The sequence below is a fragment of the Cedecea davisae genome (genome assembly GCF_044095835.1).
Classification (GTDB): domain Bacteria; phylum Pseudomonadota; class Gammaproteobacteria; order Enterobacterales; family Enterobacteriaceae; genus Cedecea; species Cedecea davisae.
In genome coordinates this window covers 3,830,770-3,850,799 of the sequence record NZ_CP172054.1, presented here as the reverse complement: position 1 = coordinate 3,850,799, position 20,030 = coordinate 3,830,770, and the positions used below count along the sequence as shown (strand labels likewise).

The window sequence follows — 20,030 nt, the reverse complement described above, 5'->3', positions numbered from 1 at the left end:
TCTGCCTCTGCTTGAAGCTGCCTCTGAAGTAGAAATAAAGAGGGTGGGTTTCCCCTGGTTTTCTGTGAGCCGTTGCGCCAGTGGCGGCTCCTTTTCATTTACTCCTTTGCTGCATAGCGCTGGTGAGGCTCAGGCCGGAGCGGGTCCCGGCCCGCTGGAAAACTTGATTCAGCGTAAGCTTCGCTTCAGGCAGGAATAATGCGTATAAACAGGCAGCCGAAGAACAGGGGGCGATATCAAAAGATGAGGAATAAAAGCACGCGTTGGCCTGGTATGAAATTAACTCATCCCTGAGTTGGGCCTTAACCTAACTGGCCATGTCCGGGAGAGTGGCAAGAGCAAAACGGAGTACGTTATCGCCATCCAGTGACGCATAGGGCAGGCCTTCTATAACGGCGATGGGGCGTTGTCCCCCGACGGTAGCCCTGATTTCATCGAGCTTGTATTGAATGTGTGGTGCAACCAGAAATCCATCAAATGCAGGCTGGACGCTGGCAAAGTTATCCAGCCCCACGGCGCTGACCATCAGTTTATAACCTTCTGCATCCGCTACTTTCTGCATTTTCTTCGCCAGAGAATTGGCCGTGTTCCCGAACAAGCAACATATGAGTAACTTTTTCATGGGTATGTCCTCTTGATAACTGAGGCATACACTATTCCTGGCGGTAACCATAAAATGTGTGTGGGCTCATAGTTACACGACAAATTTATCCGATAAGGCGCTCACTCAGCCTGGCCCACCGGGGCTGCCGCGCTGTTCTTATCTTGTGGCCTCCTGGCAATCAAAAGTGAAAATCTGGTATGTGGTGGCATGGAGGCTAAGCACAATTATCTCCGGGTAATATAAAGGTGTGTAAGAAATACATCAAAAGGCAAAGTTTTAGTGTTGAGTAAAATAACCACCAGGGGTTGTTTGTTTTTTATACTGGTCTGTTCAGGTGATTATCGATTTAATAATGGCGTTTTTTGATAGATAGAGTTTTTACGTGTTTTTATACTCGCCGCTTGTCCGGAAGATATAAAGTAAATTGATTCATTATTTTTACTGTCTCATTTTGTAGCGCCTTTATATCATTTAAAGTTGTGTAGTCACTAAGGAAGGTAATACATGAACCATAAAAAACTGATGCTGGGGGCGTTTGTTTTGCCTCTGGCATTTGCATCCTGTAGTTTCGCCGAAACGCTCACGTCAGAAAAAGTAAGTTCCAGTGCAAATATTCCCTTTGCCGAAACGGTGGATATCGGGAACTCACTAACGATGGTCGGTGGCCTGGTCAGCGGGAGTTTTGGTGATGACTCATTAATTGCAACCGGCAGCATCACGGGGTTACAGGAAGGGCTTTATACCACCCTCATTGCCGATACGGATGATATTCCGGAAGGGCATACCTCAAAAGAGTTTGGCGTCGGGAATTTCCACGGTATAAATAATGCTGATAACGTCATCTCGGTAAAAGTTGAACCCGTTTCTCCCCGGAGTATTGTGCAGTCCGGCGAGCATGGTCTTAATTATGTTTCATTTGCGGCTAGCGGCCCGGTGCAAAGCTATAACGTGAAGTTAAATGGTCCACAGAAAGTCGTGGCTGATACTTATACAGTTAAAACGATAGCTTATACATTTAGTGAGTAAATAATTTGGGGGCATGGCCCCCTTTTTTAACCGGGCGTGTTTTTTATAATCGCATCGCCCACTTATATCTCACTTTAATGAGCGCGTTGTTATGCGAAATTCGTATTCTGTGGGGATGTTTTCTCTTATTATCGGTGGCGCATTATTGATATTATCAGCAAATGCTGCGGCTGATGAAGTGGTTGCTCATACACGCTTGTTTAAAATAAAACTGGGTGCCTCAAGGCTTATCTATTTGCCAGGCATAAACGACATCGCTCTCGCCGTAAATAATCCCCAGGATTACCCGGTTCTTATTCAGGGAAAAGCCTGGCAGGAAGATAAAAAAACGCCTGCTCCATTTATCGTGACTCCGCCGGTGTCGCGTTTAGAAGGCCATCAGCAAAGTCGTTTCAGAGTGATAAAAGCAGGCGAGTTTGCGCAGGATCGCGAGACCCTGAGCTGGCTTTGCGTAGCGGGCATTCCGCCTAAAAACACCGATGTCTGGGCGCAAGATGAGAGAGCGCGTGCTCCCTCTTCTGCGGTCATCATGAACCTGGAAGTCAGCGCCCGCCAGTGCATTAAACTGCTGGTTCGCCCCCCTACGTTAAGCACAACCACCCGGGAAGCCGCCGGGAACCTGGCCTGGTACAAAGATGGGAAGACGCTCGTGGCGCAGAACTCGTCTCCTCTTTATGTTCATTTAGCATCGGTGAGCATTGGCGGGCTGGCCGTGCCGGAGGTGACATATATTCCCCCTTACTCCTCGCGAACCTTTCCCGTTAGCCAGGAAGCCAAAGGCCCGATCAAATGGGTGGTGATAACGGATGAAGGGGGGAGGAGTCGCGCTTACCAGTCATTGCCGGAGCTAGCCGCCCGGCCTCAGGGCTGATTGAGCGTCCGCTATGATGCCTCTGATACCTGTGCGCTATTTTGCCCTCACCCTGATGTTGTCCCCTTTTTACTGTGACGCCCAGCGCTGGGAGTTTGATGCCAGCCAGCTGGGGCTGAGTGATGCCAGCCTGGCCGTGTTTAATCAGGGGGGCCAGTTACCGGGAAGCTACCGCGTTGATGTGCTCCTGAACGGAGAAGTTGTGGATACCCGCAATATTCTGTTCAGGAAAATGCCTGGGGAGCCTGAAAATGCCGGTCTCGCTCCCTGCCTGAGCATTGGGCTGCTTAACCAGTACGGCATTCGGGTTGAAGATTATCCCCGGCTGGCGCCGTCATCTTCTGATACCAGCCAGTGCAGCCACCTGAATGCCGTTCCCGGCGTGGAGGCAGTGTTCAGTTTTTCCAGCCAGCAACTCCTGCTGACTGTTCCTCAGGCCGTTATGCGTCAGGTGTCGGGCGAGCTGGCACCGCAGGAGCAATGGAATGACGGGATCGATGCCCTCCTGCTGAATTACCAGGCCAGCATGTCGCATACGTCATACCGTGGTTCGCGCCGCCAGCGAATGGACTCCCCGTTCATCCTGCTGGAGCCGGGGCTGAATATAGGCCCGTGGCGGCTGCGGCATTCTACCAGTTGGCAGAAAAATGCCGGCCAGGGCGGCCGCTGGGAAACGGCGTATACCTTTGCCGAACGGGGTCTGTACGGGATGAAGAGCCGCCTGACGCTTGGCGCACGTTTTACCCCGTATGAGGTGTTCGACAGCGTTCCCTTCAGGGGCGTTATGCTCGGGACCGACGACGAGATGATGCCTTTCAGCGAGCGCCGTTTTTCTCCGGTAGTCAGCGGCGTTGCCCGTTCGCTGGCGCGAGTGGTCGTTCGTCAGCAGGGGTACACCCTCTATGATGCCACCGTCGCGCCCGGCCCCTTCAGGCTGGGCAACTTAAGGCCGTTGTCCGGCGGCGGTGATTTGGACGTCACCGTTGAGGAGAGCAGCGGCTTAGCTCAGCATTTCATCGTGTCCTGGCAAACACCTTCCATCGCCGTGCATTCCGGTTACCTGAAATATAACCTGATGGCGGGGCAATATAATCCTGCCGGTCGTGTCAGCGGGCGGACAGGCATTGCACAGGCATCGGCAATATATGGCTTGCCGCTGGGGGCGACGATTTATGGCGGATTACAGGGCGCTGAGTGCTTTCATGCCCTGTCGCTTGGGGTTGGCGTCTCGCTGGGCAGCGCCGGTAGCTTTTCTCTGGATACCACGCACGATCGCGTTCGTTCTAAAAATGCCTCACAGGGTAAGCAGTGGCGGGTGCGCTACAGCAAATCGGTGGATGCTACCCATTCATCGCTGGCATTAACCTGGGCCTGGTCTCCTGCGGCCGGTTACCGCACGTTGTCGGATGCCCTTGAGCGCAGATCGGTTCCCCGGGGTGGGATGATTTCCCGGGCGCAACTGAGTTTTAATCAATCTCTGGGCGCGCTGGGCTACCTCAGCCTGAGCACCCGCCGAACCCGATACCGGCAGAGTGAAGAAAACGATCGCTCCGAAAGCATACGCTACAACACGCGTATCAAAGATCTCTCTCTGTCTCTGGACTGGACGCGCTCGCGCTGGCAGGGAAAAGTGGATCGGCTTCTCAGTATTATGTTCAGTGTCCCACTGGGGAATATGTCCGGGGCTGAAACAATGGCTAGCGGGCAGATGTTGTCGTCCACCGCCGGCAAAGAAACCTGGATGACGGGACTGAGCGGCCAGGGGATGGGGCATCGCTTAAGCTGGAATGTGATGCAGCGTTTTTTGCCCGGCAACGCGGGCACCCGGTCGCAATCTCACTCCACAACCTCTCTGGGATGGCGTGGTTCTCAGGGGATCATGACGGCAAATTATAGCCGTAGCCCACAGGTTACAGGTCTTGGAGCCAGCCTGAGCGGGAGCGGCGTGCTGACTTCCGGGGGATGGGCGCTGGGGCAGCCGCTAAACGGCACGGCAGCATTAGTTGGCGCACCGGGAGCAGCAGAGATCCCGGTTGGAGGGTGGCCAGGGGTGAAAACCGATGGGCGGGGTTATACCGTCCTGAGCGGGCTGCAACCTTACCAGCGAAACGTTATCAGCCTCGATCCCGCTCGCCTGCCGCATGAGGCGGAGATAACCCGGACGGATATTCCCGTGGTGCCGACCAACGGCGCGATTATTCCTGCCGTATTTGCGACTCATATCGGCAAAAAGGCGCTATTGGGTCTGACGGATAGCAGCGGGCAAGCCATCCCCTTCGGCTCCGTTGTTACGCCGGAAGCACAAAATAATGCCAGTAACGGCATCGTGGGTGAAAACGGAAAGGTCTATTTGTCCGGGCTTTCCGGGAAAGGATATTTGCAAATCCGCTGGGGTCTCTCAGCGCGGCAGTCCTGTCGGGCAGCATATCGTTTGCCGAAAGTTTCCGGCCCTGCTGGAATTTTTAGTGCATGGGCGAAGTGCTTGTGAGCCATGTAAGTAAATTAGCTTCTGCCTCCCCTTGAAATAAAAAGACCCCGGAAGTCTAAACCGCCGGGGTCTTCAAATCAGGCGCAGCTAAGGCTTAACTGCGGTTTTCTTCAATATAACGAGCAAGGCTCTCCGGGGTTTTCAGCACGGTGGCGACTTCCGTCGGCGGTATCATACAGCCGTACAGATCCTGCACTTCCAGCACTAAATCCACCGCCAGAATAGAGTCGAGAATATCGGACTCAATCAGTTCATCGTTAAAGCCGACTTTGCGGGATAACACCTTTTCAAACAGGGCGAGAATGTCTTGTTCCATCTTTTTTTCCTGAGTCATTAATTCGTGCGAGCCTGGGTATCCAGCAGCTTGCGGTCGATTTTGCCGTTAGGGTTAAGCGGCAAAGCGTCTTTAATAATGATTTGCGAAGGCACCATATAAGGCGGGATCACCTTCGAGAGCGAAGTTTTGATGGCTTCCGGCGCGAGGCCGGTTACGCAGAAAGCCGCAATACGCAGCACGCCGCCGCCGGACTTCATCAGCGGCAGCACCACGGCTTCGCTAATGCCGGACATCGCCAGCAGGCGGTTCTCAATCTCGTTGATTTCAATCCGGTAGCCGTTCAATTTGATTTGGCTGTCGTTGCGGCCCTGGCAATAAAGCAGTCCGTCCTCGTAGCCGAGATCGCCGGTCCGGTAGCCCCGGAATTGCTCGCTTTCGCGGTGCAGTAATTTCTCTGCGTTTTCCTGCGGCAGCCCAAGGTAGCCGCGCATCACGTTTTTACCCCAGATAATCAGTTCACCTTCGGCGGTAATCTCCATTCTGGAGTCCGGCATCATGGTGCCAACCGGCAGCAGGTCGTTTTCGCTGAGCAGGATCTCATCGGTGATTTCGATAACCGTGGTGGCGATGGTCGCCTCCGTTGGCCCGTAGGAGTTAAGAATTTTGGCCTGCGGGAAGCGTCGGCGCAGCTGCTTGACCAGCGCCTTATTCAGCACTTCGCCGATGAATACAAACACGCTCAGGTCGGGCAAATAGTCGCTGTTGAACTGCGGGGAAAGCAGCTTCTGGTAGGCAAAAGAGGGCGTTGAAACCCAGGCCGAAACGCCGTTGGTTTTCAGGCGCTCAAGCCAGTTTTCGGCCGCGATGTCTTCTTTCGCATTCAGCACGATGTGCCCGCCGGTAGCGAGGTTTGCCAGCAGCGGGATCAGGGAAAGGTCGAAGCTGAACACCGCGTGGTTCATCAGCACCGGCACGTCCGGCAGCGCAAAATCCTGGCGTACCCACTTCATGAAGTGCCACAGGCTCTCGCGCCCAATCTGCACGCCTTTCGGTTTCCCGGTACTTCCTGAAGTAAACATGATATAGGCCAGGTTCTGCTCGGCCAGCGCTTTGCCCGTTTCGCCGGTTGCCACGAACTGCTTTGTCGCTACGTCGTAATAGCAGGGAGCGCTGGCAAGCTGGCAGATCTCTTTCAGCCTCTCCTGAGGGTAAATGCAGTCCACCGGAATATACGGAATGTTGTGCAGCAGGCAGCTATAAATAGCCACGGCAAACTCGGCCTGCTGGTGCCCGTACAAAACCACCGGCGTTCCGGCGGGCTGCTGGCTCAGTTCGTAGCGCTGCGCCCAGTCCGCAACGGCGACGGAGAGCTGCTGCCAGGTCAGGGCGTAATCGCTGCCGCTGATGGCCAGCTGCTGGGGGCGTGCGGGGTCGAGTAATGCCGCACGCAGAAAATCCTGCAGTTCCTGAAGCTCGGGATGAAGTTTCATAGAGGTGACATTCCGCTAAAGATGTAGAGGGAGGCCGCTGCGCTTGCCAGCGTCAGAATTCGTCCAAAAAACGCGATAACCGGATGGCGTAACCCGTTGCTCAAAGCAGGGCTGCGTTTGGCTGACCACAGCAGCATGTTATGGGCAACGGAAATGGCGCCGAACAGCGCGCCGCTGATGACATAGTGCCTTTCAAGCCCGTTCCATGCCCCCATGCAAAAGAGCGTGCAGAAAATGCCAACGTTCTGTGCCAGGGTTTTGTTTTGACGGAAGAAATCGAGCTTCATCAGATTCATGTAAATCGGCATAAAGACCACGTCGCGCAGCCATTCAGACAGGCTGATGTGAAAGCGTCGCCAGAAGTCCTGCGGGTTTTTAGCCAGAATCGGCATATTAAAGTTGGCCGGAATGTTCAGACCAAACAGGCGGCCAGCGCCGATAGCCATATTGCTGTAACCGGCAAAATCGAAGTAAAGATAGGCGCTGTAGGCCAGCGACATCACAACGCCGACGCTGAGCGTAAACGGGCGGTGGCTCCAGGATTCAATCACCAGGTTATCTATCAGCATGGCAAACAAAAATTTTTGGATAATGCCGGTCACGATTTGCTCCAGCGCCAGTAAAAACTGTTCGCGGCTGAGGCGGAAAACCGGTTTGTTAATGTCGTTAACCCAGCTGCGCCAGCGGTACATTGGGCCAGCGAGGATAATAAACGGCATAAACAGATAGCAAAAATAATGCAGGAAATTTCGCCCGTCTTTTTTACTGCGGTAAAGCAGTACGTCAATCGCGCGGAAGGTCATAAAGGAGAGGCCAATCATGCCCAGGTGGTTATTAAGGTGTAGTTTCACCAAAAACAGCGGTAGCAGGGTCAGGCTCACCGCCTGCCATGTTTTTAACCAGCCTTTCTCTTTTAATGTGACAAGAATATAAAAAGCCAGGAACACCGCGATCGGAACAATATAATCGCCCTGGAAGATATAGCCCCAGCCTAATGCCGCCAGCACCGAAAAAGCGGATAAATAAGTCAGCCGGTTATTCAATACCCGGTTAACCAGCGCAAACAGCAGCGCCGATGAAAACAGAAAGAAAAAAAATGTTCCTGAGCTGTACATCATTCATCCTTCAGAATTTTTGATATTCAAAATGCACTTTTAAATTCATGCTGTCGTCAACGGATGACCACGCAACAACGGTTATCGCTAAAAAGAGATAAAGGAAAAAAAGGCGGGCTGCGGTTTTCATCATTTAAAACTCCCGGCAATAAATCGGTCCATGGCGACCCACGCCAGTTCTGTGGGGTGAAGGCGATCCCAGTTCCAGCCGTTTTGGTAGGGCTGCGCGTACATGTCGAAGTAACGAACCTGGTTTTGCTCAAGCGTTGCCGTAACCTGGCGGTCAACGGGTCGGAATTTCTCCGTGTTCTTAAGCGCCCACGGATTGAGCGGGTCGATAATCACCACAAACTGCGCGTGGCGCTGTTTCAGGAGCGCAATTGTTGCCTGGAAAGCCTGCATCTGGCGGCTAACCGGCGGGGTTGGGTACCAGTCTTCCGGCGTTTTGTTATCTTCGAAAACGGACTTATCCATCCACAATGTCGCCGCGCTTTCCTGGCGGGACTGGTTCAGAACGCGCGCCTGGGCCAGCTGTTGGTCCCAGTCAGGTTGCACAACGTTGGCGCTCATCTGCTGCGGCCAGGTACGGTGTTTTGGCTGCGGGGTAATATGCAGCATTGCCAGCCAGTCGTTTTTTACCATGGTGCAGAAGTTAGCAAACTGATAATTCACTTCCTGCCAGATAACCTTCGGGTGCCAACCGTAAACTTTCATTTCGCCAAAGGTTAAATGGCTAATATCTTCTTTATCAATATGCTGCAAATAATGAGTCAGGTAAGGGCGTGTTTGCTCATTTTTCATCAGTGGATTAAAAATTGCGGCCGGGAAATGGTCGGCAAAAATTGCCGGAGGAATGCTGTCAAAATAAAAACTATCCGGGGCATAGAGCAGAACAATTTTACTGTTAGCGTTGATGTCATTTTTGAAACGGGAGAGCAGTAAAAACTGAGTAATGTTATCAACATAACTATCGCCGTAGGCGACCACCGGGCGGTGTAACTGATTGTTAAAGTAATTATATACCGCGTAGTGCTCATCTTCGGAGGTAGAGACTTCCGAAGCACCGAGGAAGAAAATCGCATTTCCCTGTAACGCATGGGATATTGTGGCTATTTTTTCGCGCTGTTCTTTTGGCGTGCCTTCCATTGTTTTGATCAGCGGCTGGAATGTCAAAGGCGGATCGAAGCTCGTCACCAGCGGGTGAACGCAAAGGAACAAGACAGCAAGCAGGGCCATCGAGATATGTAGGCAGAGAGTATTTTTAATTTTCATTATAAGAGTAACGCTATATGACAACCATTTGTTTAAAATTTGTTAGTTTTTAACCTCACGGGAAATCCAGCCCCGTGAATTTTGACACTATATACCAGGAATCTGGCGATGATGAGCGTTGCTGTGTAACGGTATGTACAAGCTCCGACACTCCGGAATCCCGGCGGTTGTTTGTGCCTGGCCGCTATTTTTTACGGCGGTTAGCGGCCTAATTAATTGCTCGCCAGGTAATTTGTACCGGGCCTATCGTCGGCAACTCCGGAGAAGGGAATAAGTTGTTTAACCACTCGCTGTCCTATCTTTTACATAAATGTTTTAGCTGCTTTATATTTTCGTGGTGATTGTTTTTAAACGCGCCCACCCTTGTTGTTAACATAACTCGTTCTAATCAAATGGTTTTTTGTGTTGTGATTTGGCGGTGTGGCGTTTTTTAATCTTATTTTATAAGGATGATTTTGTGTTTGTTTGATGTTTTGTATATTGAGTGAGTTATGAATTGATATTTATCATTTAACAATAGCGATGATGCTCACGAGAATAAAAAATAGGAAGGTATTGTGGAACTTTTATTTGTAACGTTCATTTCGCCATTGAATAATGTCCTGGCTTCACAGGGGTGAAGCATTTTTCAACTATTAGGGACGAAAAGATGAAATTAAAATTAATCGTGGTGGCCGTCTCAACGTTATTAGCGGCAGGGGCGGTTAACGCCGCCGGCGTTTATAATAAAGAGGGTAACAAGCTGGATCTCTATGGAAAGGTTACCGCCCTCCATTATTTCAGTGACTCAAACGGTGCTAATGGGGATAAAACCTATGCACGCTTAGGGTTTAAAGGCGAAACCCGCATCACCCATCAGCTCACCGGGTACGGCCAGTGGGAATATAACTTCAGCGGTAATAATGCCGAATCCGACGGTGCGAAGGGCAATGCAACGCGCCTGGCTTTTGCCGGGCTAAAATTTGCCAACTTTGGCAGCTTTGATTACGGGCGTAACTTTGGCGTGGCTTACGACATTGGCTCATGGACGGATATGCTGCCGGAATTTGGCGGCGACACATGGACCCAAACGGATGTCTTCCTCACCGGGCGTACCAACGGCGTTGCCACCTGGCGTAATAGCGACTTCTTCGGCCTGGTTGAGGGACTGAATGTCGCCCTTCAGTACCAGGGCAAAGAAGATGACGCCACGCGCGGGCTGGGCAAACAGCACGGCGACGGCTGGGGCATGTCTACCAGCTATGAGTCCCAGGGCTTTGGCATAGGCGTGACTTATGCCGCATCGGACAGGACTGACGCTCAGGTTGCACAGGGGCGGCTTGCATCGGGTGACAATGCCGCAGGTAATAAGGCAGAAGTCTGGGCGGCGGGCCTGAAGTATGACGTTAACTCGCTCTATCTTGCGGCGACGTTTTCAGAAACCCATAACATGACCACCTACGGCGGCAACAGCAACATCGCCAATAAAACGCAAAACTTCGAAGTCGTTGCGCAATATCAGTTTGAGTCGGGCCTGCGTCCGTCCCTGGCTTATCTGAAATCAAAAGGCAAAGATCTGAATACCGTCGGAGGCAATCAGGATCTTGTTGAGTATATTTCTATTGGCGCTAACTACTACTTCAACAAAAATATGTCGACCTACACGGATTATAAAATCAATCTGCTGGACGACAGCGAATTTACCCGCGCTGCACAAATCAACACCGACAATGTTTTTGCCGTCGGCATGGTCTATCAGTTCTGATTTTGTGATAAATACGGCCCGGTTTGTTTTACGGGTCGTAATAAGCCGTGCTCCTGACAAGATGTTTCCGCGACGGACAAGTTGAATACTTTTTCTGCTGGCTTTATGGTGAATCCTAAAAGCGAGGAAGAAAAATGCCCCTGATAATCCGCAAAGCCGTTCCCGAAGATGCCCCTCTTATCTCTACCCTTGGTGCGACGAGCTACCGCTATCATTTCCAAAAATTCTGGCAATCTGAAGATGAGCTTCAGGCCTTTATTGACGGTGAATATTCGCTGCCTACGCTGGCGAAAAGCCTGTCCGACCCTGACGTTGGCTGGTTTATTGCTGAAAACAAAGGTGCAATTGGTTTTGCCAAAATAAGCTGGGATCGCTCGGTTCCGGGGCGGCCGTTTTCTGGCGCCTTGCTTAACAAGCTCTACTTTGCTCCCGGTGAGACCGGCAAGGGCTATGGGAAAGCACTTTTTGACAGAGCGGTTGAACTGGCGAAAGAAAGGAATCAGAACTACTTCTGGCTGGAAGTGCTTGAGGGCAATGAGGGCGCACGGAATTTTTACCTGTCCCAGGGCATGAACCACTTAACAAGTGAGACCTTTACCAGCGCGACGCAAACCAGCACGCTGTATATTCTTGGTAAACCGCTATAAACCCGGCAAGAGACTTTGGTATAGCCTGCTGTGCTGATAGCATTTTCAGGCTCCCTCCGTTTTATTAAGCGGCGGGATTGCCGCCGGAGTTACGCCCGGCGAACGGCAATATCGACATATCTTGTTATTTCTTAACTCCCCTCTGATACAAAGGTCTTCTTTCCGGCCTCTATTTCTGCGGCGTAAACTAGCCGCTGATAAAGACAAGTGGCCTAACCTCAAAGTGATAATTTCCTGGTTGAAAAATGTTACCCTGGCAGCCGCGCTTAGCCTGCCCGCAGCGGCTTTTGCCGCGCCACATGTTCAGGTCGGTTTTTCGCCGGAAGGGGCGGCGCGGGCGCTGGTATTGCAGGTTATCGCCCAGGCGCATCAATCTATCCGCATGATTGGCTACTCCTTCCAGGCTCCCGACATCGCTCAGGCGCTGGTGGAGGCTCATAAGCGGGGCGTAGAGGTGAGGGTGGTGGTGGATAAAAAACGTAACCAGAACAAGGCCAGCCTGAAGGCGATGAGCTTTGTCGCTGCCAATGGCGTTCAGCTGCGTATTGACGGGCACTATCATATCCAGCATGACAAAACGATCATCGTCGATGAGCAAACCGTTGAAACCGGCTCGTTTAACTATGCGCCTTCTGCTGAAACGGAAAACAGCGAAAACGTGGTGGTGCTGCGAGACATGCCGGATGTTGCCAGCCAGTACGTTGCGCACTGGCAAAGCCGCTGGGAGCTGGGCGTGCCGTTTACCGGAGAAACTTCGGTATAGCCTGGCGCGGGTTGATCTCCTTGGTTGTTATGTTATAACGTTTCTCTTTCGCGATTGGATCGCAAAGGAGAGCGTTATGATAATGAAGAAATCTGCTTTTATTCTGGGAATGGGCGTTCTGCTGTCGGGAACGCAGGCGCTGGCTCACGGCCATCATCACGGCAAACCGTTAACCGAGGTCGAACAGAAGGCCAGCGAAGGTATTTTTGACGATAGCAATGTGAAAGACCGCTCCCTGGCCGACTGGGAAGGTATCTGGCAGTCGGTAAATCCTTATTTGCTGAGCGGCGATTTAGACCCGGTACTGGAGAAAAAAGCCAAAAAGAGCGGCAAGAGCCTGGAAGAATATCGGGCGTATTATAAAAAGGGTTATGCGACAGATGTCGAAACGATTGGCATCGAGAATAACGTCATCGAATTCCACGTAGGAAAAGAAACCGCCAGCTGCCATTACGATTACGCGGGCTACAAAATTCTGACTTATAGCTCAGGAAAGAAGGGCGTGCGCTACCTGTTTGAGTGCAAAGACAGCCAGTCAAAAGCGCCAAAGTTTGTGCAATTTAGCGACCATATTATTGCCCCGCGTCAGTCTCAGCATTTCCACATCTTCACTGGCAGTGAATCCCAGGACGCATTGCTCAAAGAGATGGATAACTGGCCGACATATTACCCGTACAATATGACCAAAGCGCAGGTAGTTGACGAGATGCTGCACCACTAGAGAAGGAAAACGGGCGGCACATTCGCCGCCCGCTGTTTAACCATCAGAACAGGTAGCGAGTGCCCAGGGTAAATTCGCTGGTGGCAAGGCGAGCCTTCATTTGCTCGTCCTTCAGGCCGCGTACGTTGCCGAAGGTATTGTAGCCGCTCTCGATTTTGCCCATATCCACGTAGCGATAGCCAATGTCAAAGCTCAGGCGCTCCAGCGGCGAATAGCTGACGCCTGCGCCAAGCGACCAGGCCAGGTTGTTTTGCGTGCTGGAGGCGTATTCCCGGGAAGTATTACCCTGCCAGCCGCCCGCTTTTACCTTCGCAACCCCGAGACCCGCGGTGCCGAACAGTGAAACACCGTAGCCCAGTTCATAGTCGCGATAGACGTTCAGCATCAGCCGTTCTGTTTTCAGCTTCAGATGGTTGTAGCTGGTCGGGAAGGCGGTGGAGCCGCTGGTAAATTCGGTTTTCTGGCGGAAGGTATATTCCCCCTCGGTACGCCAGCCGTTGCCGTACTGGTAACCGGCAGCCAGCGACGCGCCGCCGAGTCTGTCTTTTTCTTTACCGTCAACAAACTGCCCAACGCCGGGACGGCTGCTGGTGTCCTGGTCGCTGGCGCGCTGCTCGCTTTGCAGGTATTTAGCCGAACCGTAATAGCCTTCATCGCCGTTTGCGGCCAGAGCCTGCCCGGCACACAGCATTAACGGAAGCGCCCATAAGCCTGTTTTAATTTTCATATTTTCCGCCCGATATCGTGTTATTTCAGCTCGTTCTCAATCGTTTTCAGCGCCTCAATAGCGCAGGCCTGGTCGAGATGCCCGCCCGGTGCGCCGCCGATGCCGATAGCGCCAATCACCTGCTCACCGGCTTTTACCGGCACGCCGCCCGCCAGCAGCAGGAAGCCAGGGATATCGCGCATATTGGCCGCGCCCGCGTTGGACTGAGAGCCTTTCATCACGTTGTCGGTTGGGTTTTTGGTGGTCAATGAGGTCCAGGCTTTCATGCGGCTGGCTTCGACGGTATGCGGCCCGGCATTATCCATGCGCTTCATCACCAGCGGCGTGCCGGAACGGTCAACCACGGTTACCGCCACGTTATAGTTATCTTTGGCGCAAACCTGGAGTGCGCTTTGCGCCAGCTTGTCGGCAAGCTCAAGGGAGAGGTTTTTCTGGCTCAGTACGCCGGTTGCCGCGCTGGCGCTAGAGATTACGCTGCCCATCAGCAGGGCGCTTAACAGAAGACGTTTCATGATGTTGCTCCATATTGGTTTGCTATGGGTCAATACTATGAAACGCGGCGCTGGCGGGAAATTGGCGCGAACACCTAACTTTCCTGGTAGTTTTACTTAGTCTCTTTGACGACTTCACCGTAGATTTTGAGCAGTTTCGGCAGGGAGTTAACTTCAAGCTTGGTGAAAATATTGGCGCGGTGCGCCTCCACCGTGCGCGGAGAAAGCGAGCACTGTTGGGCAATTTCCTTGCTGGAATAACCCAGGATCAACAGCTCCAGCATCTCCTTTTCGCGCGCGGTCAGAGTCGCGAGCTTTTCCTGGAGAGGTTGCCATTTCTGCTTTTCCTCAAGCCGCGTTTTTTGCTGCTCCATGGCGGCTCCGACCACTTCAAACAGCAGGTCGGCATCAATCGGCTTGGTCAGAAACTCAAAGGCACCATTTTTAAAGGCGCGGCGGCACAGATCGATGTTGCCGTGCCCGGTCATGATAATCACCGGCAGCGCCAGCCCTTCCTGCGTCCATTCGTCCAGCAGAGTCAGCCCTGTTTTACCCGGCATACGGATGTCGAGCAGCATACAGCCGTCGAGCAGGGCGAGGTCGCCCGCCTGCTGCTGAAAAGCCAGGGCGCTGTCGAAGGCGTGAGTCTCCCAGCCCACCGTTGAAAGCAGCAGCTTCAGCGAGTCGCGGATCGCCGCATCGTCATCAATAAGCCAGATGCACTGTTCCATTATTTCTCCTCGCCGTTGAGCGGAAACCAGAGCCTGAAGCAGGCGCCCTGTCCCGGAATATTGCTGGCTTCGATAGTGCCGTTCAGGCGCTGAACCAGGGTGTCGGTAAGCGCCATACCCAGGCCAATGCCCCCGGCCCGGCTGGTGAAGAACGGAATGAAAACGTGCTCCAGCGCCTCGGGGGATAACCCCGGCCCGCCGTCGCTCAGGGTTAACACAATGCCGTTGTTTTCAGCCTCGATCTTGAGATGAACCCAGCCCGAGCCGCCGGTTTGCGCCTGGATAGCGTTGCTGACGATGTTATGCAGGATCTGCTCAATCCATAACGGCGGAGCAAACAGCGGCGGCAGCGGGTCGGCAAAGTGGCCGGTTGCTCGGATTTTCCCCGTTCGCAACTCGTTATCCAGCAGCTTGCACACCCGCAGCCAGAGCCGCTGGAGATCGACAGGCTGAAATTCGGCCCGCTCGCTGGTTAATTTTTGCCGGAACTGGCTGAGCAGGGCATCAATACGTTTTATCTGGAGCACCGAGGCCTCCAGCAGGTCGGGAACCTGGGTCGGATTATTCTGTTTTATCAGCCTCGCCGCCGCCTGGTTATAGCTCATTACTGCCGTCAGCGGCTGGTTCAGCTCATGCACCATGCCCGCCGCCAGCTCGCCCATGGTATTGAGCCGGGTAAGTTCTGCGTAGCGGGCGCGCAAATCTGCAATATCGCGGCGGCGCTTATTCACCTGATACTGCGCCAGCAGGTAGAGTGCAAGCGCCCAGAACAAGGCCGGGGAGATAATCAGCCACCACGGCAGCTTAGCCCATTCAGGATTATCGCCGACGGAGAGCAAAAGCGGCTGGGTAGGGCTGGCGACGGTTTTATCCCAGCGCCAGTAGTAAGACGCGCCAGAGTCACCCTGCTGGTAGAGCAGGGTGGCGTTCCAGCTGATATCGAGATAGCGAAACGTCTTTTTCTCTCCGAGGGTATCGAGCAGGGTTTTCAGGTCGATTAACAGGGACAGATTCGGGCGGTTAAGCCAGTAGCGGCCGTCGCCTTCGGGCACGATAGGCAGGCGCGGTTCGAGGTTGTTATGCCGCCGCCACATGACGATTTGCGGCAGGATCTTTTGCACCTCGCTGGCATCCTGGCTGACCGGCAGCAGCGGAATAATGGCGTCGTGCTGGGACAGCTTCACCGTGACCTCACGGTAGAGAATGCGGAAGTCGGCGGACTTCTCCTCGTACTGCTGCTGTAAAAACCAGGCGCTAAGCCCCGCGCAGCTGAGCAGCGTTAGCAGCAGCCAGCTAAACAACCTCAACATGCTAAATCCCTTTTTGCGCCGTGGTGAAAATGTGGATTCAGTATGGAGTAACTTGCGGGCAAAAAAAAGCGAGCGCCGTAGCGCCCGCCTTGATGACAAGTTCTGCTAAATCAGTGCTTGTTACAGCCCGCGCACTGTTTGTTCTGGATCTGCTGGAAGAAGTCGTTGCCTTTGTCATCCACCAGGATGAACGCCGGGAAGTCTTCCACTTCAATTTTCCAGATGGCTTCCATACCCAGCTCCGGGTATTCCACCAGTTCCAGGCTCTTAATGCTCTGCTGAGCCAGAACCGCCGCCGGGCCGCCGATGCTGCCGAGGTAGAAGCCGCCGTGTTTGTGGCAGGCGTCGGTCACCTGCTGGCTGCGGTTGCCTTTCGCCAGCATTATCATGCTGCCGCCGTTGGCCTGAAGCTGATCGACATAAGAGTCCATACGGCCTGCGGTAGTTGGGCCTAAAGAGCCTGAGGCGTAACCTTCTGGCGTTTTGGCCGGGCCTGCGTAGTAGATCGGGTGATCTTTCACGTACTGCGGCAGCGCTTCGCCGTTGTCCAGGCGTTCTTTCAGCTTAGCGTGGGCGATGTCGCGCGCTACGATAATGGTGCCGCTCAGGGAGAGGCGGGTAGAAACAGGGTAAGCTGAAAGCTGGGCGAGGATCTCTTTCATCGGCTGGTTCAGGTTCACCTTCACGGCTTCGCCTTCACCGGCCTGGCGCAGCGCTTCCGGGATGTACTTCCCAGGATTGCTCTCCAGTTTTTCAATCCAGATCCCGTCTTTGTTGATTTTCGCTTTGATGTTGCGGTCTGCGGAGCAGGAAACACCCATGCCAATCGGGCAGGATGCGCCGTGGCGCGGCAGGCGCACAACGCGGATGTCGTGGGCGAAGTATTTCCCGCCAAACTGCGCGCCGAGGCCGAGCTTCTGCGCCTCTTCCAGCAGTTCCTGCTCCAGCTTCACGTCGCGGAAGGCCTGGCCGTGCTCGTTGCCTTCGGTTGGCAGCCCGTCGTAATAGTGGGTGGAAGCCAGTTTCACCGTTTTCAGCGTGGACTCAGCCGAAGTTCCGCCGATAACGAACGCAACGTGGTATGGCGGGCAGGCCGCGGTGCCGAGCGTACGCATTTTCTCAACCAGGTAAGCTTTCAGCTTCGCCGGGGTGATAAGCGCTTTGGTTTCCTGATAGAGATAGGTTTTGTTGGCCGAGCCGCCACCTTTGGCAACGCACAGGAATTTATATTCGTCGCCGTCCACGCTGTAGAGGTCAATCTGAGCAGGCAGGTTGGTGCCGGTGTTCACCTCTTTGTACATATCCAGCGCGGCATTCTGGGAATAGCGCAGGTTATCTTCGATATAGGTGTTGTACACGCCCTGAGACAGCGCGGCTTCATCGCCGCCGCCGGTCCAGACGCGCTGGCCTTTTTTACCCATGATAATCGCGGTGCCGGTATCCTGGCAGGTCGGCAAGATGCCTTTGGCGGCAATCTCAGAATTCCGCAGGAATTGCAGCGCCACGTATTTGTCGTTTTCGCTGGCTTCCGGGTCATGAAGAATATCGGCAACCTGCTGCTGGTGGGCAGGGCGCAGCATAAACGCCGCGTCGTGGAAGGCCTGCTGTGCCAGCAGAGTCAGGGCCTGAGGTTCTACTTTCAGCACCGGCTGGCCTTCGAATTCGCTAACCGAAACGTGTTCACGGGTTAACAGATAATATTCGGTTTCATCGTGCGCCAGAGGGAAAGGGTTCTGGTAAACAAAAGGTTTGTTCGACATAGCTCATTACTCCATAAAAATAAGCCGCCGGAAGTTGCCCCCCAGCGGCTTTAAATCAGAACAGCATCGCCATCCACGGATAACCAATCAGCAGCAGTGCGGCGAGGAACAGGCCGCCAAAGATGGTGCCAAGGCGCCAGTAATCTTTGGTTGGCAGGTAGCCGCTACCGTAGTAAATCGGGCTTGGGCCTGTGCCGTACGGGGTGATGATGCCCATGATGCCCAGCGAGGTCACCATCAGCAGGCAGAACACTTCCATATTCATGCCGGGGATAGTAGAAGCGATGGTCAGCATGGCCGGCAGCAGCGCGGTAGTGTGTGCGGTGGTGCTGGCAAACAGGTAGTGCAGCAGGTAGAACGCCAGCAGCAGCACGATGGTTGCGGTGCCCGGGGCGATGCCGCTCATCAGCGCGCCGCCTTCTTTACCCAGCCAGGTGATGAAGCCGGTAGAAGAGAGGCCGTCTGCCAGGGCGACGAGGGTGGCGAACCAGACAAAGGTGTTCCACGCCGCTTTATTGTTGGTGATGTCGTTCCAGTTCAGCACGCCGGTCCACAGCATCAGGACGATGACCAGCAGGGCGGCCAGGGCTGGTTCAATCCAGCTGGCGGCGAAGATCCACATCATCAGCGCGAAGCAGACGAACACCAGCAGCAGGATCTCATTGCGGGACAGCTTGCCCAGTTTTTCCAGCTCGCGGCTCGCCCATTTTGGCACTTCGTCGTTCACTTTCACTTCCGGCGGGTAGAGCCAGTAGGCCAGCAGCGGCATGGTCAGCAGCAGCAGCAGGCCAAGCGGCAGGAAGGCGAGGAACCACATGCCCCAGGAGATGTTAATCCCGACGATGCTTTTCACCAGCGCCAGCGCCAGCAGGTTAGGTGCCAGAGCGGAAAGGAACATTGAGCTGGTGATACAGGCTGCGGTAATCGCCACCCACATCAGGTAAGAACCAATTTTACGTGCGCTCGGGTCGTTAGGTTTAGAGCCGTACAGCGGCGGCAGGTTGGCAATAATCGGATAGATTGTGCCTCCGCTGCGTGCGGTGTTGGACGGGGTAAACGGTGCCAGCAGCAGGTCAGCGAAGGCAATGGCGTAGCCCAGCGTCAGGCTGCGGCGGCCAAGATATTTCACCAGAATCAGCGCCAGGCGGCGGCCGAATTGAGTTTTATCGTAACCGGCGGCAAACATAAATGCGCCGAAGATAAGCCAGACGGTGGAGTTGCCGAAGCCGCTTACCGCCCATTTAAAGGAGGCACCGGCCAGCTTAAATTTCGGGTCGGCCATTTGCTCCGGGCTGAACAGCAGCCACTGGCTGCCAAGGGCGATGACCACTATCCCGGTCAGGCCGATAACGGCGCCGGGCAGAGGTTCGAAGATAAGCCCGACAATCACGCCGACGAAGATGGCAAAGAAGTGCCAGGCGTAAGGCGGCAGGCCGTCAGGAACCGGGACCAGCAGCAGCAACAGCGCAACGATGATGGGCAGCGCCATCATCAGCCAGCGGTTGTTGTTGCCCGCTTTCTTAGTGCTCGCTTTGAGCGGCGGTAGATTGGTGGTTATTACACTCATAATGACACCGTTATAAGTAGTTAAGGATTCGGGTTTTCTATTTCCGGCTAATTCACTTTCTTTAGTTATTTAACTTTCTTTATTAATAAAAGATGAATTTAAGCTGCTTCAGAAATAGCTATTCAGCGCATTTTTTCTGCGATGAATTAAATACTGGTGATATTTATATATTGCGCTTTCGGGGTATATGGCAATTGATCCGGATCAAGAAATGAGATTCTGTTATCTATTTTTAAAATAAATAATAGTTAACCCGGGAGTAGGGTTATTTCCGGTGAAAAGTTATCACTTTGATCATTAAAAATGCGCCTTTAAGTCGATTTTTATCACTTTTAGCTGACTCGATTCCGCTCCCCGCAAGGCCTGGGTTGTGTTTCCTGGTGTTGATGGTGAAGTAATTAAATTGTTATCGCCTTTTAATAAGAT

At 53.5% G+C, this 20,030-nt stretch carries 19 protein-coding genes; 7 read left to right on the top strand and 12 right to left on the bottom strand.

From position 1 onward, the window contains the following. Positions 1-307: 307 nt before the first annotated feature. On the bottom strand, positions 308-622 hold the full coding sequence (locus ACG1VR_RS18410) for a PTS sugar transporter subunit IIB (RefSeq protein WP_395489504.1): 315 nt from the start codon (positions 620-622) through the stop codon (positions 308-310). Between the two features lie 486 nt (positions 623-1,108). Between ACG1VR_RS18410 and ACG1VR_RS18405 the strand changes: the two genes are divergently transcribed. From ACG1VR_RS18405 to ACG1VR_RS18395, 3 genes are all read left to right on the top strand, one after another. Continuing rightward, positions 1,109-1,630: a hypothetical protein gene (locus ACG1VR_RS18405; protein WP_395489503.1), complete on the top strand. Its 522-nt coding sequence runs from the start codon at positions 1,109-1,111 to the stop codon at positions 1,628-1,630. A gap of 235 nt (positions 1,631-1,865) precedes the next feature. Then, a complete protein-coding gene (locus ACG1VR_RS18400) occupies positions 1,866-2,501 on the top strand; it encodes a fimbria/pilus periplasmic chaperone (protein WP_395489501.1) in 636 nt (211 codons plus the stop codon). Between the two features lie 13 nt (positions 2,502-2,514). After that, complete coding sequence (locus tag ACG1VR_RS18395; protein ID WP_395489500.1) at positions 2,515-4,989, top strand: fimbria/pilus outer membrane usher protein; 2,475 nt, start codon at positions 2,515-2,517, stop codon at positions 4,987-4,989. Positions 4,990-5,083: 94 nt separating this feature from the next. On the opposite strand, the gene ACG1VR_RS18390 is transcribed toward ACG1VR_RS18395, so the two are convergent. The 5 genes from ACG1VR_RS18390 to ACG1VR_RS18370 are packed head-to-tail and all read right to left on the bottom strand — an operon-like array spanning position 5,084 to position 9,143. Continuing rightward, on the bottom strand, positions 5,084-5,305 hold the full coding sequence (locus ACG1VR_RS18390; RefSeq protein ID WP_039899116.1) for an acyl carrier protein: 222 nt from the start codon (positions 5,303-5,305) through the stop codon (positions 5,084-5,086). 17 nt (positions 5,306-5,322) lie between these two features. Continuing rightward, complete coding sequence (locus ACG1VR_RS18385; RefSeq protein ID WP_172568260.1) at positions 5,323-6,756, bottom strand: AMP-binding protein; 1,434 nt, start codon at positions 6,754-6,756, stop codon at positions 5,323-5,325. After that, positions 6,753-7,871, bottom strand: coding sequence for an MBOAT family O-acyltransferase (locus ACG1VR_RS18380; RefSeq protein ID WP_395491123.1), 1,119 nt, complete (start codon positions 7,869-7,871; stop codon positions 6,753-6,755). The genes ACG1VR_RS18385 and ACG1VR_RS18380 overlap by 4 nt, the downstream gene beginning before the upstream one ends. Before the next feature lie 10 nt (positions 7,872-7,881). Next, positions 7,882-8,004, bottom strand: coding sequence for a hypothetical protein (locus tag ACG1VR_RS18375; protein ID WP_016535088.1), 123 nt, complete (start codon positions 8,002-8,004; stop codon positions 7,882-7,884). Then, positions 8,001-9,143: a D-alanyl-lipoteichoic acid biosynthesis protein DltD gene (locus ACG1VR_RS18370; protein ID WP_395489499.1), complete on the bottom strand. Its 1,143-nt coding sequence runs from the start codon at positions 9,141-9,143 to the stop codon at positions 8,001-8,003. Before ACG1VR_RS18370 ends, ACG1VR_RS18375 begins: the two co-directional genes overlap by 4 nt. A gap of 649 nt (positions 9,144-9,792) precedes the next feature. On the opposite strand from ACG1VR_RS18370, the gene ompC reads away from it, so the two are divergent. From ompC to zinT, 4 genes are all read left to right on the top strand, one after another. Then, complete coding sequence (ompC, locus tag ACG1VR_RS18365; protein WP_279048360.1) at positions 9,793-10,887, top strand: porin OmpC; 1,095 nt, start codon at positions 9,793-9,795, stop codon at positions 10,885-10,887. Between the two features lie 134 nt (positions 10,888-11,021). Then, the gene (locus tag ACG1VR_RS18360; RefSeq protein ID WP_395489498.1) at positions 11,022-11,534 is read left to right on the top strand and encodes a GNAT family N-acetyltransferase; all 513 of its coding nucleotides are present in this window, start codon (positions 11,022-11,024) and stop codon (positions 11,532-11,534) included. A gap of 238 nt (positions 11,535-11,772) precedes the next feature. Then, positions 11,773-12,297, top strand: a complete 525-nt coding sequence (locus ACG1VR_RS18355; protein ID WP_395489497.1) for a phospholipase D family protein — start codon at positions 11,773-11,775, stop codon at positions 12,295-12,297. A 76-nt stretch (positions 12,298-12,373) separates the two neighbouring features. Beyond that, positions 12,374-13,018, top strand: a complete 645-nt coding sequence (gene zinT / locus ACG1VR_RS18350) for a metal-binding protein ZinT (RefSeq protein ID WP_395489496.1) — start codon at positions 12,374-12,376, stop codon at positions 13,016-13,018. 43 nt (positions 13,019-13,061) lie between these two features. Here the strand turns inward: zinT and ACG1VR_RS18345 are convergent, their stop codons facing one another. The 6 genes from ACG1VR_RS18345 to ACG1VR_RS18320 all read right to left on the bottom strand — a co-directional run bounded on the left by ACG1VR_RS18345 (position 13,062) and on the right by ACG1VR_RS18320 (position 19,604). Continuing rightward, on the bottom strand, positions 13,062-13,745 hold the full coding sequence (locus tag ACG1VR_RS18345; RefSeq protein ID WP_172568254.1) for an outer membrane protein: 684 nt from the start codon (positions 13,743-13,745) through the stop codon (positions 13,062-13,064). A gap of 20 nt (positions 13,746-13,765) precedes the next feature. Then, a complete protein-coding gene (locus ACG1VR_RS18340; protein ID WP_016535095.1) occupies positions 13,766-14,257 on the bottom strand; it encodes a heme-binding protein in 492 nt (163 codons plus the stop codon). Between the two features lie 92 nt (positions 14,258-14,349). Then, positions 14,350-14,967, bottom strand: a complete 618-nt coding sequence (locus ACG1VR_RS18335) for a response regulator transcription factor (protein WP_395489495.1) — start codon at positions 14,965-14,967, stop codon at positions 14,350-14,352. Beyond that, positions 14,967-16,277, bottom strand: coding sequence for a sensor histidine kinase (locus ACG1VR_RS18330; protein ID WP_395489494.1), 1,311 nt, complete (start codon positions 16,275-16,277; stop codon positions 14,967-14,969). Before ACG1VR_RS18330 ends, ACG1VR_RS18335 begins: the two co-directional genes overlap by 1 nt. 110 nt (positions 16,278-16,387) lie before the next feature. After that, the gene (gene fumA / locus ACG1VR_RS18325) at positions 16,388-18,037 is read right to left on the bottom strand and encodes a class I fumarate hydratase FumA (protein WP_016535098.1); all 1,650 of its coding nucleotides are present in this window, start codon (positions 18,035-18,037) and stop codon (positions 16,388-16,390) included. A gap of 55 nt (positions 18,038-18,092) precedes the next feature. Further along, positions 18,093-19,604, bottom strand: a complete 1,512-nt coding sequence (locus ACG1VR_RS18320; RefSeq protein WP_016535099.1) for a DASS family sodium-coupled anion symporter — start codon at positions 19,602-19,604, stop codon at positions 18,093-18,095. Positions 19,605-20,030 lie beyond the last annotated feature (426 nt).